The organism is Desulfosarcina ovata subsp. ovata (assembly GCF_009689005.1).
Classification (GTDB): Bacteria; Desulfobacterota; Desulfobacteria; order Desulfobacterales; family Desulfosarcinaceae; genus Desulfosarcina; species Desulfosarcina ovata.
On record NZ_AP021879.1, the window covers coordinates 2,222,284 to 2,233,229 of the forward strand.

Below are 10,946 nucleotides of genomic sequence, written 5' to 3' on the forward strand. Positions count from 1 at the left end.
CCAACCGTCAGATATAGGTAATCAGCGCCGGATCGTTCTGGCTTTCCAGGTGGGCCAGGCAGTTGAACTGAACCAGGGACAGGCGATCCTGTTCGTGACGAAATCGGGTAATCGATGTGTTGCACAACTCCCAGCCCAGGCGGATGGCCTGATCCCGGTTCGCTTCCAGGGTTTGGCGCAGGGTCACGGCAATGGGTCCGCCGGAGGTGAATACGGCCACCCGCTGATCGTCGCCGGCGGTATTGGCGATCAGGTTGTCGATGCCCCTGGCGATACGCGCCCTGAACTGATCCGCCTGCATGATGCGCTGCCCGTCATCGGGCGGCTCCGTCCGCGTTTTGTCGGCAACATCGAAAATCCGCCGGATCGCGTGAGGGTGGGTACGAATCTGCTGCATCTCCTCGGAGAGCGCGGAATCTTCACGGAAGACCCCATGCAGGTGACTCATAATCCGATCCGAGTCGTCAAATTCGTTGAAATCCGAGTCGACAATGATGTCATCGGCGGTGTTGCCGTTGACCGGCGCCAGAACGATTGCCGCGGTCTTCATCTGCCGTTGCAGACTGCCGGCATAGACGGCATCAAAACGCAGGCCGCTGCCTGACAGGTAGCATCCCAGCAGTTCGGCCTGGCGCTCGCCCAACGAGGTCAGCTGATCGTAATCGGGCAGGCCAAAAGACGCCTGGCCATGCCGGATAAAATAGATGTCAACCATCCTGAAATCCTTCTTTCGGTTTGTTCAAAACCTTCAATCAAAAACAACAGACTCTCCCCATATGCCCTTTCATCAGGAACGCCGTCAACCCATTTATTCTTTCAAAAATACATAATTTACTATCAATTCTAATAGTTAAATGTTATTCAATCCTGACATGGATATTGAGTTGGACTGCCGCAGGAAAGAGGGTCCACCACCATTCAAGCACCCAGATCGCCTGGAAGGGCAGCATACGCGGATTATTATCTTGACCTCTACCATCAAGGGAGAAAGAATAACCCTTTCTCCCTTGATCTGAATCGACTTTCGCGACATTGACTGGCACGGAGAATAAACATGAAAACCATTAATATCGATTTGCTCATTCGCATCCTGGCGGAGGGGGGACGGCTGCGCTCCGGGGCGGACATCCTTGATGACAGTGGCCGTCCCCTGCTTGCCGGAAATGCCGAGACCGATAACGTCGAGACCCTGCTCAGCCTGAAGCTTGGGGGAATCAATCTGATCCCGTTCGACGAATCTTCCGATGCCGGCGTCTGGGATAAAAATGGAAATTCCATTTTTCAGCGTCTGGCTGGCCGCCCGCAGAAATCACCACCACGACCAGGCGACCACGATCTTAATTTAAAAGCGGTCACTGCCCGAATGGAATCGGCCTGCCTCGAGTTTAAAGATAAATATTCGGATTTCCGTTCGGTTTTTGATGAAACGAGTCGTTCCATCAAAGAAAACAACGGCCAAATGGATATGGACAAGGTCATTGGCCCGGCTGAAAAGATGGTCCGCTTTCTGATGAATTATGATCCTTCGCTTTCATTTCTGAACCGCAGCCCATTGACCACGGAGAACTATCCATACCATCACGCCATCAATGTATGCAACATCGGGGTTGCTGTGCTGAATCGGTTCAACACCAACTTTTCATCCATCATCAATCGGCAACTATCTTTGAGATTCAGTGAGCATGACGACATCGATCCGAGTGCCCGCAAGGACGCATTCACCTACTATATTCCCGGCGCCATCAAAGAAATTGCGATCGGTTATTTTATCCACGATATCGGCAAGGCGCTGATCCCCGATACCATCATCAACAAATCGACGTCATTGACCGAAGACGAACAACGGATCGTCCATGGACACGCCCATGAAAAAGGCATCGAGATTCTGGAACGGAACCACATCAGGAGCCTTTACATCCGAAACATCGTACGCTGGCATCATGCGGCAATCTACGAGGGCGAAACCGGAGGGTATCCCGAAGTCCCCCGTCCCATTGAAATCCCGCCCTATGTCAAGATATGCAAACTGGTTGATATCTTTGATGCCATGAGCTCAAAACGGGTTTACGGGGAGGCTGCCGACTCCGCCGGTGTGGTGGCCCGGATCTATCGCAAATTCGCGGGGAAGGATCCCTTGCTGCAGTTCATTCTGCATGCCTTCATCAGTGAAATGGGGGTCTGCCCCACGGGCAGCGTTATTCATCTGCGAAACGGGCAACTGGCCTTTGTTCTCGACAAGCAGGGTCCGATCGTCCTTCCGCTTACCAATATCAAAGGGGATCCACTGTCTCGGTATGCCGATCCCATTGATATCGATGAGAAGAAAAAAGAGGATTCTTTTTTTGATATCGACCGGCGCAAAGCTCCCCTGCCGCCCATACAGGCGTTTGACATTCTACCCGCAGAACTGAGGGAGATGTTCACACGCATTTCGATCCACAACGAATTGAAAAAGCAAACGACCTGACTGATCGGGTGGAAAAGAAAGCCCCCCTGCCGGAAAAAAATAATTTCCGGCAGGAAAGGAGAGGAAAGGAATCATTCGGATTGCACCGCAATCCTCCGTGGGGTCGCTTTTTCAACCTTGGGAAGGGTCAGTCGCAACACGCCGTCACTGAGCTTGGCGTCAATTTTGTCCTGGGCGATCACCTCGGAAAGCGAGAACTGGCGATAGTAACGTCCCGTCTCGTATTCCACGAAGACCTTCTCTCCGGGGGTGGCCAGCAGTGGAGAGACATCACCGGTCAACGTCAGGGTGTCGTCTCTTAAATCCACATCCAGATCGTCGGTTTTTACACCGGGCATATCCACCAGCAGGGTAAGGCTTTTATCGGTTTCAAAGATGTCCACACTGGGCGTAAAAACCAACCCCGGCTTGGTCTGCTCGGCAGGCGAAGCGACTTCCTGTTTTTCTCTGACTTTGAGTTCTTGGGTGTCTGACATGATCTGCTCCTCCTTTCATTCAGTGCCGTTATTGAACTGCAATCTGCCTGGGTTTGGCCTTCTCCGCCTTGGGAACGGTCACAGAGAGGACACCATCCGTCAGCCTGGCCTTGACGCCTTCGGCATCAATGTCGCCGGGCAGGGCAACGGCCCGTGAAAAGCGACCGGCTTCACGTTCCCGGCGGTGATAACGGGCATCCGCCTCCTTTGAAATCTTACGCTCACCGGCCAGGGTGAGTTGATTGGCCGTCACGTTGAGATCCAGATCCGCCGACTTTACGCCGGGCAATTCCGCACTGACATAGTATGCATCGGTATCTTCGGTAATATTGATCGCCGGAAACACGCCGGCCCCGACGCTGCCGGCAGGCCGGTCACGATACGTACTGAAAAGGCGGTCCATTTGGCGTCGCATCTCATCGAATTCGCCAAAATGAGAACCAAAACGCCGACCGGGTGCACCGAAAAGGGTTCTGTAGATCATCGCCAAACCTCCTTGGTTAAAGGTTGTCTTTGTTGCTCAAAGGGGTTGTCTGTACCTTCGCGTTGAAGCGCCCCGTTCTCTTTGACCAAAAAGTATTGATGGATTGGGCAATGTCAATATTATGGAAATATTTTTTTCTTGCATTATTTTTGTAATAATATAGTACTAAGTAATATATCAGACGAATTAGGCGATTGGCGGAAAAGAATATACCAGAATGCGCAGGATTTTCATTCGTCTTCAAGGCGGGCTTTTTTACGCATAGTGGGGCTATGTGTGGAAAAGCCCAACGTAGAAGACGGATGAAAAGACAAGCAGGCGGGTATATTCTTTGACAGAAATCGCCTTAGCCATGGAGAATGCCTATGCCTCGAAAAAATGACACATCCAACAGCGCATCCATCGCGTTTATCACCAGTTCCGGACTTCGCGGCAGGCAGTCGGTGCGCGCCACGTTCAAGCTCTCCGCCGCCTGCATCGAGGCCATCAGTATTGTCGCCGCCCAGTTGGGGATCAAACAGAAATCGCTCTTCGATCACCTGGCCCAAGACAGCGAGTCCCTCAATGCCATCGCCCGGGAGGTGCAAAATGCCCATGTAAAGGCGGGAAACCGGGTTCAAAAAACCTATGTCATCAGCCGGCAGTCCCTATCGCTTCTGGATGACATCTCACGGGCCTTCAACGCTCCCCGGGATGCCCTGGTGGAATTTTCCGTGCGCCGACTGTTGCCGGTAATCGACAGGGAACAGAAGAAATACGAAATGCGCAAAGCCGCCTACGCCAGTATGCGCAAACATCTGAGCAAGGGCAGGCAACTGCTCGATGAGATGATCGCACAACTCGGAAAAGAGGACCCGGTGGTTGCAAAAATGGCCTCGGTGATGGATACTTACACCGGTGCGGCCAAGGCCGTTGAGACCTTTCTGGAGCGCACACAGGGAATCGAAGACTTCGACCCGGAGGATTTCGGCCGGCTGGAAGTCCATTATGACCGTTGACCCGGCTATCCTGACAGGCCGCCGGCAGCCATATCGACGGGTTAACAATGTAAAATATCCAATGAAAAACGCCAAACGGGGGTATTCTATTTATTTATAATTGATCGGATCTCTCAATACTTGATCGTGCTTGACAAATGTGCGCCCGGCTTAAATAATTTTTTATTAAAAAGGAGATTTCTCATGGTTGAAACGCTCCGCCAGGATGGTATCAGCGGCCCGCACGACTTTGCTCCGGCCGTTGCATTGAAGGATGAAATCAGGCGCCATATCTGGCTCTCCATGGGCCGTGATCCGGCAAAACCCAATCGGCATGCCTGTTTCATGGGGCTGGCCTACAGTGTCCGCGACCGGCTGATCGACCGCTGGATCCGTACCCAGCGGTCCCAATACGACACCCTGTCCAAACGGGTCTATTTTCTTTCCCTGGAATTTCTCCCGGGCCGCTTTTTGATGAATTACCTGATCAGCCTGCAGATGGTCGAGGAGGCCCGCCAGGCCGTGGAGGAAATGGGATTCGACCTGGACGAACTGGAAGAGGAGGAGTGGGACGCCGGACTGGGCAACGGCGGACTGGGCCGTCTGGCCTCTTGCTATATGGACTCACTGGCCTGCCTGGACTACCCCGCCTACGGTTACGGAATCCGGTACGACTACGGCATTTTCCACCAGACCATCGAAAACGGTTGGCAGCGCGAACAGTGCGACAACTGGGCCCGCAAGGGGACGCCATGGGAAATCCGCCGGGGCGAATACCTCACTCCGGTGCGTTTTTACGGGCGCACGGAGATTTACACCGATGCCGCCGGCCGTGAGTGCTTTCGCTGGGTGGATGGCGAAGTGGTCATGGCCATGGCCTGTGACATCCTGGTCCCCGGGTTTGGCGACCAATTTGTCACCAACATGCGCCTGTGGCGGGCCAAGTCCAGCCGGGAATTCAATCTGGACGAGTTCAACCAGGGCGATTACATCGGCGCGGTCGAGGCCAAGGTACAAAGCGAAACCATCTCCAGTGTGCTCTACCCCAGCGACGAGATGGAACAGGGCCGGGAACTGCGCCTGAAACAACAGTACTTTTTCGTGGCCGCCACCCTGGCCGACATTGTGCGCCGCTACCAAAAACTGAACCGTGATTTTTCCGAGTTTTCCGACTTCGTGGCCATCCAGCTCAACGATACCCACCCGGCCATTGCCATTCCCGAACTCATGCGCCTGCTCATGGACGAGGAGGGCCTTTCCTGGAAAAAAGCCTGGTCGGTCTGCGAAAAAACCTTTGCCTACACCAACCACACGGTGTTGCCCGAAGCCCTGGAGACCTGGCCGGTGGACCTCTTACGCCGCCTGTTGCCCCGGCACACGGATATCATCTTTGAAATCAACCGGCGCTTCCTGGAAGGGCTGAAATCCCCCCGGAGCAAGGACGACGGCCTGGCCGGCCGGGTTTCCCTGATTGCGGAAGGTGTCGGCCAGCGCGTCCGCATGGCCCATCTGGCCATCGTGGGCAGCCATACGGTCAACGGGGTGGCCGCGTTGCACAGCCGGATTCTCAAGAAGGATCTGTTCCGCGATTTCAACACCATTTTTCCGGGACGGCTGACCAACGTCACCAACGGAATCACTCCGCGGCGCTGGCTGGCCCAGGCCAATCCCGCCCTGAGCCGGCTGATCAACGATGCCATCGGATCGGAGTGGATCACCAACCTGGAACAGTTACGCAAACTCGAACCGCTGGCCGAGGACGCCGATTTCCGCCGGCGCTGGATCAAGACCAAACGCGACAACAAAAAACGCCTGGCCCGCTACATCCTGCGCAAAATCGGCCTGGGGGTCGACCCGGACACCCTCTTTTCCGTCCAGGTCAAGCGCATCCACGAATACAAACGCCAACTGCTCAATGTGCTGCATGTCATCACCCTGTATCACCGCATCCGGGCCAATCCCGACGCACCCGTGGTGCCGCGCACAGTCATTTTTGCCGGCAAGGCCGCCCCAGCCTATCACCAGGCCAAGCGTATCATCAAGTTGATCAATGCCGTGGCCGCCAAAACCAACAGCGACCCGGATATCCAGGGGAAACTGCGGGTCCTCTTTCTGCCCAACTACTGCGTCTCCCAGGCCGAGAAAATCATCCCTGCCGCGGATCTGTCCGAACAGATCTCGACGGCGGGCATGGAGGCCTCGGGCACCGGCAACATGAAGATGAGCCTGAACGGCGCCCTGACCATCGGCACCCTTGACGGCGCCAATGTCGAGATCATGGAGGAGGTGGGCAAGGAAAACATCTTCATCTTCGGCCTGACCGCCGACGAGGTGGTCGCGTTGCGCGGCAGCGGGTACCGGCCACGGGACTACTACGACAGCGACGCCGAACTGCGCCAGGTGCTGGACAGCATTATCCGAGGGGATTTCTCTCCGGATGAGCCGCTCCTGTTTGCCCCCATCGTCGAGACCCTGCTTCAGCAGGGAGACTACTACATGCTGCTCGCCGATTACCGGGCTTACGTGAACACCCAGGAAGCCGTGGGAAAACTTTTTCTGGACCGGAATGAATGGGCCAAGAAATCGATCCTCAACACGGCCCGTATGGGCAAATTTTCCAGTGACCGGTCGGTGAAAGAGTATGCCGATCGGATATGGAACCTGAAACCGCTGCCGGAAATCGGCTAACAGGAGGCCCCATGTCCCAGGAAAAAAAATCATCCGATGCGGCACCCGAGGTATCCGTTGCCCGGCAGCCCATTTTTGACGAGCACCGGCGTTTGTGGGGTTATGAACTCTTCTGCGTGGGGGAACGGTTGCCTGCCGGCCAGGTGTGCGAACCGCAGACAACGGCCATCCGCGTGGCGACCAGCGCAACCATGGGCGTACAGCAGATCCTCAACCAGGACCTGAAAATCATGCTCAATTTTGATGAGATGGGCATCCTGGAAGAGATCCCTTACGCGCTTCCTCCACGGCTTGCCGCGGTTCAGGTGGAGGAAGCGGTATTCCTGCGACCGGGTATTCCCGCGGCATTGGAGCAACTCAAGACCGACGGCTATTTGATTGCCGTACACGGATTCAGTGGGGACGCCACGTTCGAAGCGCTGTATCAGCTGGCCGACATCATCGCCGTACCGGTAATCGGTCGCCGGAAAGAGGAAGTGGCGACCCTGTTGGCGGCCATCGGAACGGTGGAGGCCCGGCTGCTGGCCCGGCGGGTGGATGACTCCGCCCGGTTCGACATGTGCCGCGAGGTGGGGGTGACCCTGTTCGAAGGCGCCTTTTTCAAGCAGCCGGACACCTTCACCATGCGGAAAATGACCTCCAACGAAATCTCACGCCTCAAACTGATCCACCGCCTGGAACAGCAGGACCCGGACATCGATGATCTGGCGGAAACCCTGCAATCCGATGCCGCAATCAGTTTTCGTCTGCTGGCCTACCTGAACTCGGCCGCCTTTGGTTTCCCCCATAAAGTCAAATCCGTCCAGCACGCCATCCGCCTGTTGGGCTGGCCGAAACTGAAGCACTGGCTGAGGGTGGTGCTGCTGGGCGACATGGGCCAGAGCCCGGCGGCAACGCAGCTCCTGCAGCTTTCCGCCCAGCGGGCCCGATTTCTCGAACTGGTGGCCCGAAGCCATGATTTCTGGGGCTTCGATCCGGAAAGCCTTCACCTTCTGGGACTGTTTTCGCTGCTCGATACCATGCTGGCCACTCCCATGGAGGAAATCGTCCGCTTTCTGCCCATCGAGAACAAACTCAAGCGTGCCCTGTGCGGAGATACCAACAACGAATACCAGCCTCTGCTCCAGCTGGCGCGATTCGTGGAGGAGGCCCGCTGGGAGGATGCCGAGGCCATGATCGGCAAGCTCAACCTGGACCGGGAAAAAGTCATCGCGGCATTCAAGGACGCCGTGGCCTGGGCGGGACAACTGGCCACCGTCGATGATGCGACACCATCCCGTTGACCCCTGGCCGTGTGAAATCCCGGCGCCAGCTACCACGGTATCTATCGCTTGCCGGCAGGCCGCAGGAAAATTCGTGCAGCAGTACCGGCCATCCGGGCATTACGGTTCGTTATCTGCGGTTATCGGCATGGCCGGTGGATAAGTGGTGCTGCCGGCCGTGCTCGTTTCCGGAAGGCTGAAAAATTGAACGCTGTCCGCCTGGACAGGCGTTGAGAGATTGTCCATCCATTGGACCACCGCCGCCGTCAATAGAATCAGCGTCGGCAGAATAAGCCATTTCATAAATCTCTTCATCATCCCGAATCCGTATCCATTTCACTCAGCAATTGCACTCAGCGTCAGTTCAGTGTCAGTGTCCAAAAAGAAGAAAGCAGCACTAATGATGCCACTTTCCTATATTTATGCGACTGTGGATATAAAGCCGGAATTCATGGGTGCTTGAAGGGAAATCGATTTCAAGCCGGTGAGGCGGCTACCGGGACGGCTGGGTAATCCATACCACTATTTTATGGAAAACAATTTCCCTTTAGGGAATTTTCGTCTCCTCACAGACCGCTTTGATGCCTGCAATGGAAAACCGTGTGATGTGTTCGGCGATCTGTTCGGCCCGCTCGGGGGTAAGGGGCTGGCTGTCGATGGACTCGAGCCGGCTCTTCTGTATCAGGATGTATCCCCGGCACTGGTTGATGATACTCATTTTACACAGAATAACCGCGTCTTCGGAGGCGGTCGGCCCCATAATGTCGCGGATGATGTCCAGCATCTCCTTCTGACGGGGAGCGATGATGGCCTTCCAGACGTCGTCGACCAGTCCGGTGGGATTGGCCAGTTCCATCAACTCGATGCGCCGGAAATAGCCGCGATCCTGCCCATCGATCAAAATTTTGTGGATGATGTGACGGATGGCCATCTGAAGCCTCGTTTCCGGCGGCAGTTCCTCGGGCGGCAGCGTGTCGTTGGAGAGAAACTGTTCCATGGCCTGCCTCCAGGCCGCCACGTACAGGGATTCCTTGTCACCGAAATAGTAGTTGACCGCCGCCACATTGGCACCGGCACGCCTGCAGATATCGGTGATCTTGGCCTCCCGGAAGCCTTTTTCAGCAAATACGTCGCAGGCGACGTCCAGCAGTTTTTGTTTGGTTTTCTTGCCGTCCTTACGCTTCGCCATGGGGAAAGGGACTCCTCAAAACAGCGGATTGATCCGAATTGACAAATTTAATTCAACAGTTATTTTAAATGAACTTTTAAAAAATCAATTTGAAAATGTCAATAGACTTTGCTATTTGATCCAGGCTGTCTATTTTGGGCAACCATGCTGATTTTTTTACCCTGAGAAAACTGGCTCGGACAAAACCGCCAGACAAAGGACAAGATGAAAACGACCCCCATCCATGGATTCCGCGCAACCTGCCGGACAACCCTGCGTCGCTGGCCAAAACTGACCGATATCGGGCTGCTCACCGCCATGCTGATCACAGTGGCCGTAATCCCCCATGCCCGTGCGCAATCACCCGGCCAGGCGCCGCCGCCCATGGTGGAGGTGGCGGTAATCGAGGAAAAAGCGGTCAACCCGCCCATGGAACATGTGGGCCGGGTTGAGGCCATCCAGGCCGTGGATGTGCAGGCCCGCGTGCAGGGTTATCTGGAACAGGTCAAATTCACCGAAGGCAGCCGGGTCAAGGCCGGCAATCTGCTCTACGTGATTGAACAGGCCCCGTACACCGCCCAGGTCAAGGCCGACGCCGCCAAGGCCGCCGAAGCCCGGGCGGCCCTGAGCAAAACCCGCCAGTACCGGGAGCGTCTGCAGTCGGTGCGCTCCGGCGGGGTCTCCAAAACCGATCTGGAGACCGCCCTGGCCGACGAGCAGGAGGCCCGGGCCAAAGTCGATCAGGCCGACGCCACCCTGGATGTCTCACGGCTGAACCTGGATTACACCACCATCAAAGCTCCCATCAGAGGCCGCATCGGCGCCTCCAATGTCACCCGCGGAAATTTGGTGGGACCGGATTCGGGTCCGCTGGCACGCATCGTCCAGCTCGATCCGATCCGGGTGGTTTACTCGGTCAGCGAATCCGACCGTGTGGATGTTTTACTGGACTTCCAATCCCAGGGGCATACCATTGACGATGCCAAACAGGATCTCGTGCTCCACCTGCGCCTGCCCAACGGCGCCATGTATGACCGCCCGGGACGAATTGAGTTCACCGACAACGAGGTGGACCGCACCACCGGAACGGTGGCTGTCCGCGCGGTCTTCGACAACCCCGACGAGATTCTTTTGCCGGGCCAGTTCGTGACTGTGGTCCTCAGTCTGGCCAATCCGCAGAAAATGCCCGTGGTCCCCCAGCGCGCGGTCCTGGAAGACCAAAAAGGCCAGTATGTGTTCGTGGTTGGTGCCGACAACCGGGTCCAGCGGCGCAATATTACCACCGGGTTGACCGTGGAAACGGAGTGGGCCGTCAAGAGCGGCCTGATGACCGGTGAAACCGTGATCGTTTCGGGCGTGCAGAAAGTTCGCAGCGGACAGACCGTCAACCCCCAGCCCGTGGGCAATCCATAAAGCCAAAAGGA

At 56.0% G+C, this 10,946-nt stretch carries 10 protein-coding genes; 5 read left to right on the top strand and 5 right to left on the bottom strand.

Going from position 1 to position 10,946, the window contains the following annotated elements; all coding sequences use genetic code 11:
* Window positions 1-7 precede the first annotated feature (7 nt).
* Window positions 8-715, bottom strand: a complete 708-nt coding sequence (locus tag GN112_RS10040; RefSeq protein WP_155310093.1) for a histidine phosphatase family protein — start codon at window positions 713-715, stop codon at window positions 8-10.
* Window positions 716-1,054: 339 nt separating this feature from the next.
* Here GN112_RS10040 and GN112_RS10045 point away from each other — a divergent pair, with 339 nt between their 5' ends.
* A complete protein-coding gene (locus GN112_RS10045) occupies window positions 1,055-2,467 on the top strand; it encodes an HD-GYP domain-containing protein (protein WP_155310094.1) in 1,413 nt (470 codons plus the stop codon).
* Window positions 2,468-2,538: 71 nt separating this feature from the next.
* Here the strand turns inward: GN112_RS10045 and GN112_RS10050 are convergent, their stop codons facing one another.
* Window positions 2,539-2,943: an Hsp20/alpha crystallin family protein gene (locus tag GN112_RS10050; RefSeq protein WP_155310095.1), complete on the bottom strand. Its 405-nt coding sequence runs from the start codon at window positions 2,941-2,943 to the stop codon at window positions 2,539-2,541.
* Between the two features lie 28 nt (window positions 2,944-2,971).
* Window positions 2,972-3,427 carry an Hsp20/alpha crystallin family protein gene (locus GN112_RS10055; protein ID WP_155310096.1) on the bottom strand — a complete coding sequence of 152 codons (456 nt, stop codon included), beginning with the start codon at window positions 3,425-3,427 and terminating at the stop codon, window positions 2,972-2,974.
* Window positions 3,428-3,792: 365 nt separating this feature from the next.
* Here GN112_RS10055 and GN112_RS10060 point away from each other — a divergent pair, with 365 nt between their 5' ends.
* The 3 genes from GN112_RS10060 (at window position 3,793) to GN112_RS10070 (ending at window position 8,375) form a co-directional block, all read left to right on the top strand.
* Window positions 3,793-4,425 (top strand): hypothetical protein, encoded by a 633-nt coding sequence (locus GN112_RS10060; RefSeq protein WP_155310097.1) that lies wholly within the window; start codon window positions 3,793-3,795, stop codon window positions 4,423-4,425.
* 183 nt (window positions 4,426-4,608) lie between these two features.
* Complete coding sequence (locus GN112_RS10065; protein ID WP_155310098.1) at window positions 4,609-7,092, top strand: glycogen/starch/alpha-glucan phosphorylase; 2,484 nt, start codon at window positions 4,609-4,611, stop codon at window positions 7,090-7,092.
* 11 nt (window positions 7,093-7,103) lie between these two features.
* Window positions 7,104-8,375 carry an EAL and HDOD domain-containing protein gene (locus tag GN112_RS10070; RefSeq protein WP_162458866.1) on the top strand — a complete coding sequence of 424 codons (1,272 nt, stop codon included), beginning with the start codon at window positions 7,104-7,106 and terminating at the stop codon, window positions 8,373-8,375.
* Between the two features lie 99 nt (window positions 8,376-8,474).
* Here GN112_RS10070 and GN112_RS10075 read toward each other — a convergent pair whose 3' ends face one another.
* Together GN112_RS10075 and GN112_RS10080 are read right to left on the bottom strand one after the other, a co-directional pair.
* On the bottom strand, window positions 8,475-8,657 hold the full coding sequence (locus GN112_RS10075; RefSeq protein WP_155310100.1) for a hypothetical protein: 183 nt from the start codon (window positions 8,655-8,657) through the stop codon (window positions 8,475-8,477).
* A gap of 244 nt (window positions 8,658-8,901) precedes the next feature.
* Window positions 8,902-9,543, bottom strand: a complete 642-nt coding sequence (locus tag GN112_RS10080; protein ID WP_155310101.1) for a TetR/AcrR family transcriptional regulator — start codon at window positions 9,541-9,543, stop codon at window positions 8,902-8,904.
* A gap of 204 nt (window positions 9,544-9,747) precedes the next feature.
* Here GN112_RS10080 and GN112_RS10085 point away from each other — a divergent pair, with 204 nt between their 5' ends.
* A complete protein-coding gene (locus GN112_RS10085; RefSeq protein ID WP_155310102.1) occupies window positions 9,748-10,935 on the top strand; it encodes an efflux RND transporter periplasmic adaptor subunit in 1,188 nt (395 codons plus the stop codon).
* The last annotated feature ends 11 nt before the right edge of the window (window positions 10,936-10,946 follow it).